This window comes from Acinetobacter sp. ANC_7682, from assembly GCF_056779795.1.
This window is the reverse complement of record NZ_JBWYIQ010000043.1, coordinates 1-17,290: the sequence shown is the minus strand read 5'-3', so window position 1 is coordinate 17,290 and position 17,290 is coordinate 1. Positions and strand designations below refer to the sequence as shown.

Sequence of the window (17,290 nt, the reverse complement as noted above, 5' to 3'; positions counted from 1 at the left end):
AACTCATTGAGATGTGTCATAGTATTCGTCGTTAGAAAACAATTATTGTGACATTATTTCAATGAGTTATCTATTTTTGTCGTGTACAGAGATAACTGATTTAAATCTAATGGCACAAACTGGTCAAACCCATTTCTGACTTGAATATTTGTAATACGCTTTCCAATAGGCTGCGTCATATCAACTTGCCAAGTTAATCCAGCCGTATACGGATAACTTCCAGTATTTTTTTGTTCAATCACGCCTGAAATGGCATCTTCAAGCGTATCTTTAATTTCTTGACCAGTCATATTCAATTGAACGAGCGTATTTTTGAAAGGTAAGACTTGGTAGATATCTGCTACCGTGATATTTCCTTTCGCCAAATCAACTCTTACTCCACCTGCATTTTGAAATGAAATATCAGCATTAAAATATTCTTTGCCTTGTTTAAGAAATGCTTCGGCAACCATTTGTTGAATATCACCACCATGGGCATCGACATGCGCATTCAAATTACACACATCACCTAAAGATGATCGTGAGCGATCAAATTGAGTTCCCGGCACACGTCTTGAACATAAATTATCAACTGCCTGCCCAACAATTTTGGCTGCAAATAATTTTTTAGATTGCTTATAGGGCTCTAAGACATTCAAAATATTTTGATCTTCTTTAATAATAGAAAAAGGAGCTCGTTCTTTTTCGAATTGATGTTCTATATATTTTTTTTCTTGATCACTGACTCTTTCATTATTTTGCTTACGTTTAAAATCATCGCCAATTAATACATGCGGTGTGCCCACACAACTTTTAACCGCACCATCTGCATTAAATTTTACGTTAAGTTCACCAACCACATAACTGTATTGCCATGCTTGAGCAACACAAACAGATTCGCCATTTTTATTTTTCAATTGTAATGGGTAGGCAGCCACAGGAGACATACCATACTTTTCTAATATATGAGGTCCAAACAATGTGTGAGAGTCGCCTCCAATAATCACATCCACATCCGTAAGCTCTTGTGCTAATTTTTGATCTAGTTCATAGCCTACATGTGTTTGTAAAATAATTTTTTTAATTCCCTGTTTTTTGAGTTGATTAATTTCATTTTGAGCTACTGTAATTTCATCATGGAATAATGTGTCTTGATTTGGTTGAGAGGAATTTTTAGTTTTTGATGCAATGGTAAGTCCCACAATTCCATATTTTTCCCCATCGCGCTCGATAACAATAGATTTTTGAATCCGATCTGTCTGATATAAAGGTGAACTCACCCCAAATTCAACATTTGCAGAAAGAATCTCTGTTCGCTCTTTACACTGTCCTTCGTCTAAAAAACCAATAAAATCTTTTAAGCCTTGATCTTTTGCATCAAATTCATGATTTCCCAAGGTGAAAGTATCAAAACACACTGTATTCATCATTTCAGCATCAGCTTTTCCATTTGAGAGGTTGTAATACAAATCTCCTGTTATCGCATCACCAGCATGAATTTTCACTACATTCTGTTGATTTTCTGCCATTAGATTCATAAATGTTGCTACACGAGAAAATCCACCACGCGAAACGACTAGTTGTTCTTCACCATGACCTAAATCGAAATTAAAGCTAAGCTCTTCACCATCTAAATGGGAGTGATGGTCATTAATATGAAGAATTTTCAACTCTGAGGGTTGTGTAATATTAGGATTAGATTTTTGGTCATCTCCACCACAACTACTTAGCAATAACGATGTCGTTAATAGAAGACCTGTTATTTTTATCTTGTTCTTCATTTGAATACTCCTTTTTTTAAACCAAGAGTATTCAACGAAGCTATGACATTATGATGGTGGATTTATGACACTTTATCGAAATGACTAATTTTATATTTTTCTGCAAATCGCTCAGCTAATGCCGTAATGGTCAAACTCGGATTAACACCAACATTCACAGGAATCGCACTCCCATCAACCACATATAAGCCTTGATAGCCAAAAACCTGATGATTAGAGTCAATCACACCTTTGGAGGAATCCTCAGCCATAACTGCACCACCCAATATATGCGCTGTAACAGATAAGTGCCCCATACTTTCCAATATATTATTCTGTGCTTGACCACCACTTACTTCAGCAAATTTTTCTGCAGCTTCATTTGCTAACGGTATAAAAGACGGCGCTCTTTCTCCAACTGAAACCTGCGTTTTCAAAAAACGCCTAAAACCTCTGAGTGCAGTACGTCCATATACAAATCGTATTTGATTGTCTGCCTGTTGCATGACGGTTAATACAGTGACACGTTTATGCCAGTTTTTAGAACGCCATGATCGAGTTGAAACAAAGGGGTGCAGAAAAAAATGCTTTAAAACATGGAGTGCACGTTTTACAGGTTGATCGCCATTGACCAGTGGTCCCATATAAAACTTCATAAACTCATAACTTGCTGGAAATCGATTCTGAGTAATATGTGTTTTGTCATCTGCATGAAAATGACTGGAAATGGTCGTCCCTCTCGTTAAATCTATTGTTTTATCATTATTAGAGATCGCAACAATCGCCTCACTATTGGTTCGAATATGTTCACCTAACTGACCAGAAATATTCGGTAAGGTTTTAAACACATCTCTTGAAGCAAACAAAATTTCAACAGTTCCTATAACACCTGCGGATAGAATGACCTGTTTCGCAGAGTAATCTTGTTTTTCTTTGGAGTTAAATGACTGATATGTATGAATGATATATTTTCCATCAACATGTGAAAGATGAGTTACTTTGGTTTCTGGAATAATCTCAACTCCATTGTTCTCTGCAAGATATAAATAGTTTTTATCCAAACTATTCTTCGCACCCTGCGCACACCCCGTTATACAATTTCCGCACTGATTACAGCCTATTCGTTCGGGACCTTGACCATTCAAAAGCGGATCACTCACCCATTGATGAGGATCACCAAAGTAAATTCCCTGTGGTACAGTGTCAAAACTATCTCCAGAACCCATTTGTTCTGCTGTTTGTTTTAACCACTCATCTTGCTGATCTTTATATGGATTTAAACTTACACCTAGCATGGACTGAGCCATCTGATAGTGCGGTTGTAATTCCCTCTCCCAGTCTTCTGACAAATGACTCCAAGTTGGATCACGATAAAACTTTTGACCTGGTTTTAACAACACAGCAGCATAAACAACACTGCCACCACCAACGGCAACCCCTCGAACCACACCCATATGTTGGAATACGTCTTGTGCAAGAAAACCCTTCATCCCTAACGTCGGTGCCCAATTTAAGTATTTAGAACTCCGACTTGCTCGATGTAAATCATCTTCAGTGAGCCTTCTTCCCTGCTCTAGCACAGCTACTTTTAATCCAAGCTCAGACAATCTTAGCGCAGATACACTTCCACCAAAGCCTGAACCTACAATAATGACATCATATTCAAATTTTGATTTCATACATCACGACTTAGAATAAATGGAAATGAAAAATGCTTTAAAAAAGGAAGATTAATGATAGTCATACACAACATCGTATGTTCATCAAGCTGTCTTAACTCATCAACAACCCAACGCCATGGAATTGGTGCTGTCTTGCCATAATACAAGGCGATCGTTTGTTTTCCATCAATCAAAGACGCCTCTTCTAGACACTCCATTTGAAGCTTTTCACTTCTCTGCCCGCGATTGAGTAAAATATTAGTGACTAAATTTTGATTGATGAATTTTTTCCCAAACCATCCCCCCAATCCACTTAAAAATAAACTCGGTGCTGCAGACACTCTTAACCACCAAGGACCAATAAACTGAGCCTTATATTCTCCTTGTCTCATGGCAAGTGGCGCGGATGAAAGTTGTTGATAGGTTGCCTTAATCGAGGACAACGAAGCAGTGATTAAATGCTCCTTACGGATCATGAATTTCTCCCTCAATGATTTTTGTTTTATTCAGCATGTCCTATGCTTCTTTATGAAATATATCAATCGTTTAAATTTTATTCCACTTACATACTTTGATAGATTGCATAAAAAAAGCCGGATGTGACATACATTCGGCTTTTCAACTCAAATTAATTTCACTTTATTTCTTTAAAAATCCTGATACAAGATTCAACACATTTTGTATATCTGAATTCGCTTCTTGTGGATCGGTCTTATTTGCTTGAGGTGTAAGCGAATCAATAATTTGTGGTAAGACTGAAGAAATCGCACTGTATACATCCTGTTTAGGAACTTGCGCTTCTTGTGCAACTTGCTCTACATCTTGCTGATCAAATAAATTTTGAACCTGTTGCGTGCTGACATTGGCATTTTCGCCAGGACCAGTTGAAACCCAATCATCCACTTGACTCGTCAGACCCTGACCTTTCAGTTGATCAAGTGCACCTTGCAAACCGCCATTTTTTTGAATCCAATTGAGAATTAAAGGAACTACTGCGATTAATAAGGTTTGAGCGTTTAGACCTGATGATTTGCCTACACCACCTGGTTGACTACCCGATAAACCACCAAGTACAGATCCCAAAATCCCTCCCAATCCACCTTGTTGTTGGTTTTGATTGGTCTGATTATTTTGTCCCGTTAAACTCCCGAGTACAGAACCAAGTACACCACCCAATCCCGATTGATTAGATTGTGGATTACCGCCTAAGGCCTGTTTCGCTAAAATTTCAACGATATTACTTAAATTTGTCATCAAGACACCTTTAGATTCTTATTTTCATGAATCAGCATATCGTTAAAAACATGGCTTTGTACATTGAAATTGTTGTGTTTTGATAAACTCAAAGTTTGCCATTACCATCGAAACTTATTCCAATTTTCTGGATTAGCCCAAAACTTAGAATTAAACCAATCTGGCACATGCTTATAATTCAAAATATTGAATTGCCATAAGGCGAAATCTTGCTCTGTATTTTTTTTCTCAATGAGTTGCTTGAATCCCAGACTTCTTAACAATTGCTCATCTGCAATATGACTCAACACGACGATTCTTTTTGCCATTAAATCACGCAGTTTTACCAACATTTGTGATTTATGATGGGTTGATAGTTTATCCATCTGTTCACTATTTAAAATCACAACACCTAGATCATAGCGTTGCTGAAAAGGAAGCATTAAAAATTCAGTTACGTTAAAATGATTCCATTGGATTGTTTGAGCATAGTCTTGGCTGAGATCCTGACCAAGACATACGGCAGTTTGAATTGGCTGTTCTTTAGATAAATCGTCTAGCATTGACGTGATGACATTTTTCTCAGCCATGAGCTGCACCTTATTTGAGTGAGATTAAAGCATGGAATTACAGGGCATTTGTCATAAAATGCACGCTGGTTTAACCAACCTAAGTGTAACTGAACAACAAACACAACAGGCAAATGTTGAATATAAATTTATTTTAGATCGTTCAGAAATCAATCTCCCGTTCAACTTAGGTCAAGAAATTGAAATTGAATGGACCGGCAAAATTTACTGTGTTTCATGTGGGAATAAAACACCAAAATCATACTCCCAAGGTCACTGCTTTAAATGCATGAAAACGAAAGCAGCCTGTGATATGTGTATTATGAAGCCAGAAACATGCCATTACCATTTAGGGACTTGTCGTGAAGAAAGCTTTGCTCAAGAAGTATGCTTTCAACCCCATATTGTCTATCTTGCCAATTCAAGTGCATTAAAGGTTGGCATTACCCGTTTAGGTCAAATGCCAACACGTTGGCTAGATCAAGGGGCTACCCAAGCTTTACCTATTATGAAAGTGGGCTCTCGTCGGCTATCAGGACAACTTGAAGTCATGTTTGGTACGCAAGTCGCTGATAAAACAGACTGGAGAAAATTGCTGAAAGGTGAAGCGGAAAAGGTAAATTTGTTAGAGATCAGAGATGAATTGCTCACGGAGTTTGAACCTCAAATTGAAACCATTCGAGATGAGTTCAGCATGAGCCTAGATTTCAATGAAAATGTAGAGATTTTAGAAAACGAACTTCCTCGTGAATTCATTTATCCTGTCGATCAATATCCTGAAAAAATTAAATCGCATAACTTAGACAAAACACCAGTTATACGTGGAAAACTGCACGGTATCAAAGGACAATATCTGATTATGGACACAGGTGTAATCAATATACGCAAATATACGGGTTATGAATTAAAAATTCGTGCTGATTCATAATGCAAAATCAATAAAGCCTCAATATGAGGCTTTTTTTTAAAGGATAGATAGAATTGCGTGCACTGGATCTTCATTTTCATCCGACAATAATTGCTTGTGCATCGTCAACAATTGCATAGATTGTATTTTTGAGTTTTCGATATTCATCAACAACTCAATCTCATGTGCTAAGTTTTCTGGAGTTGCATCATTCTGGATTAACTCCTGAATTACTTTTTTACCTGCAATAATATTAGGTAAAGAATAGTAAGAAATCTTCACTAAAAGTTTCGCAATCCAGTAGGTCAAACTATTTAATTTATAAAAAGTCACCATAGGACGATGCAATAACATCGCCTCAAGTGTTGCAGTACCCGATGCCAACGCCACAATATCACTGGCGTCCATGACCATCCGACCTATTTTAGATTCCGCGTCAATATTTTCCATTAACTTGATATTATCTTTGAGCGTATCTGGATAACCTATTAGGATCTGCTCAATTTGTTGTTTACGAGCATCATTGATGGCTGGAATTAAAAATTGATACTCAGGATATTTTTGATGGACAATCTTCGCTGCATCTAATACAAGCGGCCCTAACTTATCAATTTCACCACGACGACTTCCAGGCAGTAACGCGATATGTTTTTGTTCAGGATTTAAACCAAGCGCCTGCTTTGCATCAAGTATAGGATTTTCCAACGGTAGTTGATTGGCGAGAGGATGTCCAACGAATACCGCTGGCACATTAAATCGATCATAAAAAGTTTTTTCGAATGGGAATAAACAAAGCACCAAGTCAATTGTGGCTTTGATACCATGAACACGACCTTGACGCCATGCCCAAACTGAAGGACTCACATATTGAACAGTCTTAATTGGCAACGATTTTTGCTTTATTTTTTTTGCTAAGCGTAAGTTAAAATCTGGTGCGTCTATCCCTATAAAAATATCAACAGGTTGTTTAGTCCATTGATCAACCAAGCCATCTCGAACCGCAAAAAGTTTTTTAATATCTTTTAATACTTCAACAATTCCCATCACCGATAGAATATCCATCGCATAATAGCTTTTAAAACCCTCTGCAATCATTTGAGGACCGCCAATTCCTTCAAATTCAGCATCAATTCCCTGCTCTCGAAAACGACGTATTAATTTGGCGCCTAAGGTATCACCTGAAACTTCACCAACCACAATGCCAATTTTAAGTTTTCGATTTTGCAAATGAATATCCTCTTTCATGCTCTACAAGTATCTTAACATAAGCATCTCATAACAGATTGAGTTCTTGAAATATCTTAACTTAGTAATGCTTTATCTTATTTTTGAATAAGTAAATGAATAATCAAGACAACAGCTTATATTCAAAAATCATAAGATATGCCGGTTTTCTGATAAGTAGCATAAACGATGTACGGTTCTATTGAATATATTTTAGCAGGTGTTTTAGTTGGTTTCTGTGTAGGGGTTACTGGCGTAGGTGGCGGATCACTTATGACTCCTATCTTAATTGGTTTATTTAAAATTGAACCACATATTGCGATTGGTACAGATCTACTTTATGCCGCGATTTCTAAGTTTTGCGGCTCTTTTGTACATGCAAAAAAACTTAATATTGTTTGGCCCATCGTCATTTGGCTCGCGATCGGAAGTATTCCAGCCTCTTTAGCCACAACTTGGGTTTTAGACAACTATTTGAGTCAATCTACACATTACAAAGCCATTCTCACGATGGTTTTAGGCTTTATGCTGACCATTACTGGTATTTCAATTGTATTCCGTACCCAGGTAGAAAAATTCTTCAAAAAATTCTCCAAAGAAGTTACTGAAGAGGAAGTCGAATTAACTCGAGAAAAATTAAAGCAGAAGCGTTTATATATTGCTTTAATGGGTATTGTATTGGGTATTTTTGTGACCTTATCTTCAGTTGGCGCGGGTGCATTCGGCATTATGGCGCTGATCATTATGTTCCCAAACTTACCTATGATTAGAATTATTGGTTCTGACGTTGTCCATGCAGTTTTGCTGACACTCGTGGCAGGTATGGGGCATATGAATTCAGGTAATGTGGATTTCAATTTATTAATGTGGCTTTTAGTCGGATCGATTCCTGCAATCATCGTTGGTACGTTGGTGAGTTCACATTTACCTGAAAAAATTATTCGCAAGGTATTGGGCATCACCTTATTTGCCATTGGTGTTAACTTCATGCTTAATCCAGTCAAAGCGAAACCTGTGACCACACCTGATGCAGTTATTGAAACCTCAACTCAAGCCCAGTCTTAATTTAATATCATGTTCAAACTGTAACCTCAGTGAAGCTGTATAATTCACTGAGGTGAAATTAAATGATTTATTCAATTTAATAATTTTCAAAAATTAAATCATTCTATACAATACAAGTAGAAACTCTGATTAATACCAAAAAGACAATTTCATTACTTTTTTTTATTAAATCCATTCAACTTTTTGATAACAAATGATCTACTGAATCATGCTATATTCAATAGATTGAACATTTTCTTGTAAAAACGAACCAGTGACGGCAATGAATACTTTACAGTCAAATTCTATCACCCAAAACGACATTGATGACGTGAATGTACAAAGCATTCAGCCTCTTGTTACTCCTGCTGAATTAAAAACAGAATTACCGTTAACTGATAAGGCATACCAAACAGTCCTAAAAGGTCGTGAAACTGTACGTAATATCTTAGATGGCAACGACAAACGTTTATTCGTAGTCATTGGACCGTGCTCTATTCACGATCCTGCAGCAGCTCATGATTATGCTGATCGTTTAAAAGTTTTAAGCGAAAAAGTGAAAGACACGCTTTATATCATCATGCGCGTGTATTTCGAGAAGCCTCGTACAACAGTGGGTTGGAAAGGCTTAATTAATGACCCTGACATGAATGACTCTTTCAACATTGAAAAAGGTTTACGTTTAGGTCGTAAATTATTGCTTGAACTCAATGAGAAAGGTCTGCCATGCGCAACTGAAGCGCTTGATCCAAACTCTCCACAGTACTACCAAGACTTAATTTCTTGGTCAGCAATCGGTGCACGTACAACAGAGAGCCAAACACACCGAGAGATGTCTTCAGGTTTATCATCTCCAGTTGGCTTTAAAAATGGTACGGATGGTGGTCTCACTGTTGCGACCAATGCGATGCAATCTGTAAAACATGGTCATAGTTTCCTTGGCTTAAATGACCAAGGTCAAGTTTCGGTCATTCGTACTAAAGGTAACCAATATGCCCATGTCGTGTTACGTGGTGGTAATGGCAAACCGAATTATGATGCTGGTTCTGTAGCAGAAGCTGAAAATGCATTAGCGAAAGCAAAAGTAAGCAACAAGATCATGATTGATGCGAGCCATGCCAATTCTAATAAAGACCCATACCTTCAGCCATTGGTTCTAAAAAATATCACTGAACAAATTTTAGATGGCAATAAATCGATCGTAGGTATTATGGTTGAAAGTCATTTAAAAGGTGGCCGCCAAGATATTCCTGCAAATCTTTGCGATTTAGAGTATGGTAAGTCTGTTACAGATGGATGCATCGATTGGGAAACAACTGAAAAAGTTTTGTTGGAAATGGATGCAGCTTTGAAAGACGTTCTACCACAACGTTAATCAGATAAAACGCCATCACACGATGGCGTTTTTTTATAAGGTTAAATCATGGATCAACTCGAAAAAGAACTTAGCTCAATTCCCCATTTTCAATTTGTTCATGAGCATTTGTTTAGCTCAGGTCAGCCAAACGAAGAACAACTTAAATCGATTAAAGCCTATGGTATCGATACCATCATTAATTTCGCTTTTAATGATGCTACACCGAACTTAAATCATGAAGATCGCTTGAGTGCTGAAATTGGTCTTAACTACATCCAAATCCCTATTGATCCAGAATTTCCACATGACGATCAATGTTTATTTGTGCTCGATCTGATCGACCATCTCGTTAAAGAGAAAATGGTCTGGATACATTGCACCGAAAATCATCAATGTAGTTCATTAATCTATCTGTACCGACTACATTATATGAATATGGATTTACCTACTGCACATGAGCTATTACACCAAGTATGGGAACCCAACAACACTTGGACTGGCTTAATGCACGCGGTCGGCTTACAGTTGCAAGGACGTAAAGCTACTCAAGAACTGCAAGCCTCTTTGATGAAAGCGCAAAACTTTGAATGATCAAAATTGCTCATTGATGACTAATTAATACGGTCGCTGTAGACAGGATTCCTTCCTGACGACCAGTAAATCCTAATTTTTCAGTGGTGGTGGCTTTAATACTAATCTGATTGATATCCACATCAAGTACATCTGCAATACTTTGACGCATATCTAAATTATGTTTCGCTAATTTTGGACGCTCACAAGCCACTGTAATATCCGCATTATTCAGTTGATAACCACGATCCAATATCAACTGATAAACATGCTTTAATAAAACCTTACTGTCCGCGCCTTTGAACTGTTCATCAGTATCTGGAAAGTGCTGTCCAATATCACCGAGCGCTAAAGCACCCAAAAATGCATCACAAAGTGCATGTAAAACTACATCTCCATCAGAGTGTGCTTTCAAACCATGTGTATGCGGAATACGAATACCAGCCAATGTGACATAATCGCCTTCCTCAAAAGCATGAACATCAATACCTTGACCTATACGAATAGCTAAGCTCACATTGAACTCCTTTACACAGTTTTTGAAAATGAAATCTTGTATTCTTTGATTCTTGTTCGCTATAGTAGATGCGCAAACATTTGAAAGTATAAGCGATGATGTTGTCAAAAAGCGTATCAAGTTGGATGAAACCTTTAATTTCTATCTTTTTCATTGGATTAAGCAGTGTTTCTGTCGCACAGGCACAACTTATTCAATGCGATAAGCCTCAATCAAGTTTTAAAAATTCCATGATTTGTGCTGTTGATTTTTCATCTTTGAGAGATGAATTGAATGAACGCTTTTTAACATCCTACTTAGTTACCGATGCACCAACTCGATTAATTCAAGATACACAACAGCTTTGGCTGAATCGACTGCAGCAGTGTAAAAATAAAAATTGTGTGTCATTACAAATCAATCAACGCATTGATGATTTAAACTTTTACATGTCGATGAATCAAACACTCACTCAACATTACATTAAGTTTGAACAAGGTAAAATTGCAGCGCAACCTGTACACCTTAAGATTCATCAATTGAGCAAGGATCGCGTTAAAATTGAAGGTATTGCTTATCGTAGCCCTAACAATCGCCTAGAAACCCAGACCATCCCATTATTGGCTTATACAACCACTCAAAACAAACACGAAATTATTGATAATGAGCATGATTGTCAGTACAAACTCAAATATCAAAAATCATTACTGATTGTCTCAACTGAGCAAACAGGCTGTGAGCGCTTTAGTGGAATCTATCGACTATATGATTAAACAGAGTGTATGCAAGTTCACAGTTAAATTGCGAATGCTAAACACAACACTCCTGTGATCGCTAACAGAATACCTAAGCTGTTTTTTAGGGTTATTTTTTCTTTAAAAACTAATATACCTGCGATCACACCTAACACTACGACTAGAATATTCATACCAGCGAATACGATTGCAGGTGAATCCTTTAACAACATATGTGCTTTCACATAAAGTGCAATATTGGCAAAATTCAATACACCTAAACTTAGTCCAGCAAGAAAATTTTGCACTGTCCATGATGTTTGACGCAGGGACAAATATCCCATGGAAATAATGAAAGCAAACACAAACATCAAGTTTAAACTGACTGCAAATTTTAACCCTAAACTTGTACTGTATTTTAACAGAACATCTACGAGTGCATAGCCAAGCCAAACTGCGAGCAAATACATTCCTGCTTTTTTTGTTTGCAATGTTGGTTTCGATGTTTTAGAAAAAATGATCAAAACAATTGCACTCAAACCCAATGCAATACCAATCAATTTCAGGGTGCTAAATTTTTCTTGGAAAAGAAAATAGGCTGCCAACAATGAAAGAACAACGGATAATCTTTGCGCGATTTCAGTTCTGATAATTCCAGCTTGATCAAGTGATTTGGAGAGCAGCAAGAATATTGAGGGTAATGCTATCCCCAACAACCCAATAAGCCACCAAGGTGTGGAGGTTAATGATATTTGGTTGAGGTCTGGCTTAAACCAAAAAAAACAGAGTATCGTGGCGATAGCATAATTCCATGCAATCATTTGCATGACATCAAATCCACGAGACTTACTAAACTTCAATAAAATCGATACTAGTACGCTGCACAAAGCTGCTGAAAAAATCAGTTCCATAATTTGCTCTTGTTTTTTTATTCAAGAAAAAGCCCACAATCACTGTGGGCTTTTAAAATTATAAATAATTTTATTAATTATTTATAACGATCTACCATTTTCTCTAAAGAAATAGGGCGAATCTTGTCAGCATGACCTGCTGTACCAAATGCAGTATAACGATCTACACAGATTTGCTTCATTGCTTCAACAGTTTGAGCAAAGAATTTACGTGGATCAAATTCGCTTGGTTTTTCAGCCATCATACGACGCATAGCACCTGTTGAAGCTAAACGTAAGTCAGTGTCGATATTGATTTTACGTACACCGTGTTTAATTGCTTCAACCAACTGCTCAACAGGAACACCATAAGTTTCTTTGATGTCACCACCGTATTGGTTAATAATCGCTAACCATTCTTGTGGAACTGAACTTGAACCATGCATTACAAGATGAGTATTTGGAAGTGCAGCGTGGATCTCTTTAATACGATCGATCGCTAAAATATCACCTGTAGGTGGACGCGTAAATTTATAAGCGCCGTGTGAAGTACCAACTGCAATTGCTAACGCATCAACGTTAGTATCAGCGACAAATTGAGTCGCCTCTTCAACCGAAGTAAGCAGTTGTGAATGATCTAGAACACCTTCAGCGCCAACACCATCCTCTTCACCAGCCAGACCAGTTTCAAGGCTACCTAGGCAACCAATCTCACCTTCTACAGATACACCACACGCATGTGCCATTTGAACAACACGACGAGTTACATCTACGTTGTAATCATAAGTTGTTGGTGTTTTACCATCTGCACCTAATGAACCATCCATCATTACTGATGAAAAGCCTAATTGGATTGAGCGTTGGCAAACGTCAGGATCAGTACCATGGTCTTGGTGCATCACAACTGGAATGTGTGGCCATTCTTCGATTGCAGCCAAAATAAGATGGCGTAAGAATGGAGCACCAGCATATTTACGAGCACCAGCAGATGCTTGAACAATAACAGGTGAATTTGTTTCATCTGCGGCTAACATAATCGCGCGCATTTGTTCTAAGTTGTTTACGTTAAACGCTGGTACGCCGTAACTATGTTCTGCGGCGTGATCCAAGAGCTGGCGCATTGAAATAAGAGCCATAATTTCCTCCCAGGTAATGCTCCATATTCTAACCTGACCTGTGTTTCAATTCAGCAACAATTGACAGTATTTCATAAAAAATCCCTGCAATTGCAGGGAGATTTTCAATTTAATACTTATTAAAGTAGAAAATCACTCCGCCGTTGCTTGATCAGCAGGTGCATTTGCAACTTCTTCAGGAACATCAGTATTATTTTCATCTTGTAATGGCTGATCAATAGCATCGATAGCCGCTTGTTGTTCAGCACTAATATCTGATGCTTCAACAGCAACTTCTGATGTTGATGTTTGATCTGCAGCTGGTGCACTTTCTTGTTTAGAACAAGCCGTCATAGCAAGAGTAGCAGCCAATAGTGCAATTACGCCTAATTGTAATTTCATAATGTTATTCCGCATGATAAATCAGATTATGATCATAATATTTCAAAATTATTTCATTTTCATGACGAAAATTAGTCATAAAAAAAGACCTTTTTAGAAGGTCTTTTTTCTTAAATCCAATTAAGCGCGTTCAAGTAGAACAGCGACTGCTGGTAATGTCTTGCCTTCTACAAATTCAAGGAAAGCACCACCACCCGTTGAGATATAACCAATTTTGTCAGCCACTGCATACTTATCAATCGCAGCTAAAGTATCACCACCACCGGCGATAGAGAAACCTTCAGATTCTGCAATCGCTAAAGATAGCGCTTTCGTGCCCTCACCAAATTGATCAACCTCAAATACGCCTACTGGACCATTCCAAAGAATTGTTTTTGAAGTTTTTAAAATTTCAGCAAATGCTTGAGCTGTTTCTGGACCAACATCAAGAATCATGTCATTGTCAGCAACATCTTCAACTTTTTTCACTACGGCTTTTGCTGCCGCTAATGAGCCAAGGAAGTCATCAAAGTTAATTTCTGATGCGTCAGCAACAACAACATCTGTTGGCAATGGAACCGATACTTTCGCAGCAATTGCTTTAGCTGTATCGATTAAGTCATTTTCACAAAGTGATTTACCAACGTTATAGCCCGCAGCTGCTAAGAATGTATTCGCTATACCACCACCGACAATGAGCTGATCACAAATAACTGATAACGATGTTAAAACATCTAGTTTAGTCGATACTTTTGAACCCGCTACAATAGCAACCATTGGTTTTTCAGGCGTCTGAAGCGCACGACCAAGTGCATCTAATTCAGCGGCAAGTAATGGACCTGCTGCTGCAACTTTAGCAAGACGAGCCACACCTTCTGTTGATGCTTCTGCACGATGTGCAGTACCAAATGCATCCATCACAAACACATCACAAAGTGCTGCATATTTTGCTGCCAACTCTGGATTATTTTTCTTTTCGCCTGTGTTAAAGCGACAGTTTTCGAGTAACACAACTTGGCCTGGTGCAACTTCAACACTATCCAAATATTCAGTGAGTAATTTAACTTCTTGACCCAATGCTTCAGTTAAGTAGGCAGCAACAGGTGCAAGTGATTGTTCAGCTTTAGGCTCACCTTCAACTGGACGACCAAGGTGAGAATAAACCATTACTGCTGCGCCTTTTTCAAGAGCGGCTTTAATTGTTGGTAATGCAGCGCGTAAACGTGCATCACTCGTAATCACACCATTTTTAACAGGAACGTTTAAGTCTTCACGGATCAGAACACGTTTACCTGCTAAATCGAGGTCAGTCATACGCTGAAAGTTCATGTATAGCTCACTTTATAGATATCAAAACCGCATAGATTCTAAATGATTATGCTAAAAAAGGTGAGTAAAATTTCAGAAAAGCTGTAGAAATCTTTAGATTTGATTATGATAGATGGAGTCGAACCACAAAGTGTTGCTATGTCTATCCATCCAGATCCAAGTATTAATCGTTTAAATGTTTTCGGCGAACCGCTCGCCAGTTGTTGTTTTGATCCTATTACAGGATATTTCAGAAATGGTTTTTGCCACACTGCGCCCTCTGATTTAGGTCAACATACAGTCTGTGCCGAAATGACGTCTGAATTCTTAAGTTTCTCGCAACGAATTGGGAATGATTTGACAACACCACTACCCGAAGTTGGTTTTCCCGGTTTAAAGCCTGGTGATTTCTGGTGTATTTGTGTGACGCGCTGGGTTGAAGCTTATCAGAATGATATGGCACCGAATTTAAAACTTCAGGCTTGTCATCAATCAGTACTTGCTTATGTCCCGATCGACATTTTAATGGAATTCTCAGTGTAATGAATCATCATGTTGCTTCAACGTCAGCAAGAATTATTTTAGCTTCTGGCAGTCAGACACGTAAGGAACTACTTAATCGATTACATATCGATTTTGAACAAATATCACCCGATATCGATGAGACTCCGCGTGGGGAAAGCCATGCCGATGATCTTGCCTATCGACTTGCATATGAAAAAGCAAAATATTTTGCTGAGAAAGATCCAGATGCGATCGTTATTGGTTCTGATCAGGTAGCTTGGCGTGAAGGCGCACCTGATATATTTATTGGAAAACCTTTATCTCCTGAAAAAGCAATCAAACAACTTCAAGCAAATTCAGGAAAAATTGTTTATTTCAGTACAGCTTTGAGTGTTCAACACGCTTCATCTGGGTTTGAAGAAACCATTGTTGAACATTATAAGGTCAAATTTAGGCATTTGAATCTTGAAGAAATTCAGCGTTATGTCGCACTTGAACAACCTTTACAATGTGCTGGAAGTTTCAAATGTGAAAGTTTGGGCATCAGCTTATTTGAAGAAATGATCGGTCAGGATCAAACAACTTTAATGGGTATGCCGATGATCCAATTGTGTAAGATTTTACGTGAATTGAAAATTCTAGTGCCTTGATACGTTGCTTATTAATAAATAAGACCGAGTTCAATGACTCGGTTTTTTTTGGAATTATTTGTTACTAGCAACTGATGAATGAAATAAATACCCTATTTTTAGCTCAAATAATTACAACTGAGCTAAATTAATTTATCTACACAAAGCTGTGGAAAATTGATCGATAAGCGATCTCAAAACATAGAAATTGTAAAAAAGTTCAAATGATCATATTTGGGTTGTTCATTTCAAGTTAAGAATATGAATTACATGAACAAGTTAAGAAACTTTGTATAACATACATTATCTTAGTTTAAGTTATCATTGTTAAAGTTTTTTTCAATTTTGGATAATATCTTTAGGGGGATACATATGCATGATAACTACTGGAATAGATTTCTACATATAGAAAAAAAACTAAAAGAATTTAGTACTCACGTAGATTTTGACATTAGAAACAATGAAACTTTTTCTATAGAAATAATGAATTTGTATCTTACAATTTGTTTTGAAATTGAAGCTATTTTTAAGGCTTGTACATCTAATATTGGTAATTCATTCAACTTTAGAGATTTTCGTGAATACTATAAAGATGAAACACAACTACAAAGTCTATCTCTCTTAAAGTCTGACGTAAAAATTAAATATACATCTTTAAAATTCACTCCATTTGATAAGATAGATAGCGATGAAACAATTTTATGGTGGAATCACCATAATAAAATTAAGCATGATCGTGAGATTAATAGAAATCTCGCGAACTTAAAAAATCTATTAGACTCAGCTAGCGCACTTTTTTTACTTAACTTAGTCTACAGATTTGTAGTTCAAGAAAAAATAGATCTCTTGCGAAAGTTAATTTAAGAGCATCCAATTCACCATTCCAGCAATTAAATTCATTCTTAGACCAAAGCGTTTCCGTCTATTTC

Annotated in this window: 19 protein-coding genes; 8 read left to right on the top strand and 11 right to left on the bottom strand. The window is 37.3% G+C overall.

The genetic code is table 11. The features are described 5' to 3' along the window. Positions 1 to 53: 53 nt before the first annotated feature. From AC1M9D_RS13030 to AC1M9D_RS13010, 5 genes are all read right to left on the bottom strand, one after another. Positions 54 to 1,760, bottom strand: a complete 1,707-nt coding sequence (locus AC1M9D_RS13030; RefSeq protein ID WP_481612349.1) for a 5'-nucleotidase C-terminal domain-containing protein — start codon at positions 1,758 to 1,760, stop codon at positions 54 to 56. 62 nt (positions 1,761 to 1,822) lie between these two features. After that, a complete protein-coding gene (locus AC1M9D_RS13025) occupies positions 1,823 to 3,418 on the bottom strand; it encodes an FAD-dependent oxidoreductase (RefSeq protein ID WP_481612348.1) in 1,596 nt (531 codons plus the stop codon). Beyond that, positions 3,415 to 3,876, bottom strand: a complete 462-nt coding sequence (locus tag AC1M9D_RS13020) for a hypothetical protein (protein ID WP_481593702.1) — start codon at positions 3,874 to 3,876, stop codon at positions 3,415 to 3,417. Before AC1M9D_RS13020 ends, AC1M9D_RS13025 begins: the two co-directional genes overlap by 4 nt. Positions 3,877 to 4,039: 163 nt before the next feature. Then, the gene (locus AC1M9D_RS13015; protein ID WP_481612347.1) at positions 4,040 to 4,654 is read right to left on the bottom strand and encodes a YidB family protein; all 615 of its coding nucleotides are present in this window, start codon (positions 4,652 to 4,654) and stop codon (positions 4,040 to 4,042) included. Between the two features lie 101 nt (positions 4,655 to 4,755). Next, positions 4,756 to 5,223, bottom strand: coding sequence for a DUF6231 family protein (locus AC1M9D_RS13010; RefSeq protein ID WP_481612346.1), 468 nt, complete (start codon positions 5,221 to 5,223; stop codon positions 4,756 to 4,758). Between the two features lie 31 nt (positions 5,224 to 5,254). Here AC1M9D_RS13010 and AC1M9D_RS13005 point away from each other — a divergent pair, with 31 nt between their 5' ends. Next, positions 5,255 to 6,130 carry a DUF2797 domain-containing protein gene (locus AC1M9D_RS13005; RefSeq protein ID WP_092767828.1) on the top strand — a complete coding sequence of 292 codons (876 nt, stop codon included), beginning with the start codon at positions 5,255 to 5,257 and terminating at the stop codon, positions 6,128 to 6,130. Positions 6,131 to 6,166: 36 nt separating this feature from the next. On the opposite strand, the gene lpxB is transcribed toward AC1M9D_RS13005, so the two are convergent. After that, positions 6,167 to 7,336, bottom strand: coding sequence for a lipid-A-disaccharide synthase (lpxB, locus tag AC1M9D_RS13000; RefSeq protein ID WP_481612345.1), 1,170 nt, complete (start codon positions 7,334 to 7,336; stop codon positions 6,167 to 6,169). A 186-nt stretch (positions 7,337 to 7,522) separates the two neighbouring features. Between lpxB and AC1M9D_RS12995 the strand changes: the two genes are divergently transcribed. The 3 genes from AC1M9D_RS12995 to AC1M9D_RS12985 all read left to right on the top strand — a co-directional run bounded on the left by AC1M9D_RS12995 (position 7,523) and on the right by AC1M9D_RS12985 (position 10,325). After that, positions 7,523 to 8,398, top strand: a complete 876-nt coding sequence (locus AC1M9D_RS12995) for a sulfite exporter TauE/SafE family protein (protein WP_481612344.1) — start codon at positions 7,523 to 7,525, stop codon at positions 8,396 to 8,398. A 262-nt stretch (positions 8,399 to 8,660) separates the two neighbouring features. Next, a complete protein-coding gene (locus AC1M9D_RS12990; RefSeq protein ID WP_481612343.1) occupies positions 8,661 to 9,752 on the top strand; it encodes a 3-deoxy-7-phosphoheptulonate synthase in 1,092 nt (363 codons plus the stop codon). A gap of 48 nt (positions 9,753 to 9,800) precedes the next feature. Next, complete coding sequence (locus AC1M9D_RS12985; RefSeq protein WP_481612342.1) at positions 9,801 to 10,325, top strand: protein-tyrosine phosphatase family protein; 525 nt, start codon at positions 9,801 to 9,803, stop codon at positions 10,323 to 10,325. A gap of 10 nt (positions 10,326 to 10,335) precedes the next feature. On the opposite strand, the gene ispF is transcribed toward AC1M9D_RS12985, so the two are convergent. Then, complete coding sequence (gene ispF, locus AC1M9D_RS12980) at positions 10,336 to 10,821, bottom strand: 2-C-methyl-D-erythritol 2,4-cyclodiphosphate synthase (protein ID WP_035269158.1); 486 nt, start codon at positions 10,819 to 10,821, stop codon at positions 10,336 to 10,338. 98 nt (positions 10,822 to 10,919) lie between these two features. Between ispF and AC1M9D_RS12975 the strand changes: the two genes are divergently transcribed. Beyond that, on the top strand, positions 10,920 to 11,573 hold the full coding sequence (locus AC1M9D_RS12975) for an A1S_1983 family putative colistin resistance protein (protein WP_481612350.1): 654 nt from the start codon (positions 10,920 to 10,922) through the stop codon (positions 11,571 to 11,573). A 23-nt stretch (positions 11,574 to 11,596) separates the two neighbouring features. Here the strand turns inward: AC1M9D_RS12975 and AC1M9D_RS12970 are convergent, their stop codons facing one another. The 4 genes from AC1M9D_RS12970 to AC1M9D_RS12955 form a co-directional block, all read right to left on the bottom strand. Then, positions 11,597 to 12,445: a DMT family transporter gene (locus AC1M9D_RS12970; protein WP_092767820.1), complete on the bottom strand. Its 849-nt coding sequence runs from the start codon at positions 12,443 to 12,445 to the stop codon at positions 11,597 to 11,599. A 77-nt stretch (positions 12,446 to 12,522) separates the two neighbouring features. Further along, entirely contained in the window at positions 12,523 to 13,560 is a 1,038-nt protein-coding gene (gene fba / locus AC1M9D_RS12965) for a class II fructose-bisphosphate aldolase (RefSeq protein ID WP_035269168.1), read from the bottom strand. 132 nt (positions 13,561 to 13,692) lie between these two features. Next, on the bottom strand, positions 13,693 to 13,941 hold the full coding sequence (locus AC1M9D_RS12960) for a hypothetical protein (RefSeq protein ID WP_035269170.1): 249 nt from the start codon (positions 13,939 to 13,941) through the stop codon (positions 13,693 to 13,695). A gap of 120 nt (positions 13,942 to 14,061) precedes the next feature. Continuing rightward, entirely contained in the window at positions 14,062 to 15,249 is a 1,188-nt protein-coding gene (locus tag AC1M9D_RS12955; protein ID WP_481612341.1) for a phosphoglycerate kinase, read from the bottom strand. A gap of 138 nt (positions 15,250 to 15,387) precedes the next feature. Between AC1M9D_RS12955 and AC1M9D_RS12950 the strand changes: the two genes are divergently transcribed. The 3 genes from AC1M9D_RS12950 to AC1M9D_RS12940 all read left to right on the top strand — a co-directional run bounded on the left by AC1M9D_RS12950 (position 15,388) and on the right by AC1M9D_RS12940 (position 17,225). Further along, positions 15,388 to 15,771: a DUF2237 family protein gene (locus AC1M9D_RS12950; protein WP_035269188.1), complete on the top strand. Its 384-nt coding sequence runs from the start codon at positions 15,388 to 15,390 to the stop codon at positions 15,769 to 15,771. Further along, positions 15,771 to 16,382, top strand: coding sequence for a Maf family protein (locus tag AC1M9D_RS12945; RefSeq protein WP_481592480.1), 612 nt, complete (start codon positions 15,771 to 15,773; stop codon positions 16,380 to 16,382). The genes AC1M9D_RS12950 and AC1M9D_RS12945 overlap by 1 nt, the downstream gene beginning before the upstream one ends. A gap of 351 nt (positions 16,383 to 16,733) precedes the next feature. After that, on the top strand, positions 16,734 to 17,225 hold the full coding sequence (locus AC1M9D_RS12940) for a hypothetical protein (RefSeq protein WP_481612340.1): 492 nt from the start codon (positions 16,734 to 16,736) through the stop codon (positions 17,223 to 17,225). The last annotated feature ends 65 nt before the right edge of the window (positions 17,226 to 17,290 follow it).